The 204-nt window shown below is 48.0% G+C and carries 1 protein-coding gene; it reads left to right on the top strand.

Features of this window, described 5'->3' with window-relative positions:
• A partial coding sequence (locus V6255_RS19230; protein ID WP_341629507.1) for a VCBS domain-containing protein occupies positions 1 to 204 on the top strand: 204 nt, incomplete at both ends.

Below are 204 nucleotides of genomic sequence, written 5' to 3'. Positions count from 1 at the left end.
TCAACGGCACCGATACCTTCACTTACACTAATGAAGACGGCAATACAGAAACGGTCTCTGTGACAGTAGATCCAATCGCTGATGACACCGTATTAGTCGCTGATAGCGCAACAACGAACGAAGACACACCGATTACGATTGATGTTACGGCGAACGATACTGACGTCGATAACGGTGAAGTTTCACCCGTTGATACCGTGACGC

The sequence above is a fragment of the Psychromonas arctica genome (assembly GCF_038155225.1).
GTDB lineage: Bacteria > Pseudomonadota > Gammaproteobacteria > Enterobacterales > Psychromonadaceae > Psychromonas > Psychromonas arctica_B.
Note: the sequence above shows the minus strand (reverse complement) of the source record. Positions and strands in the feature narration are given on the sequence as shown.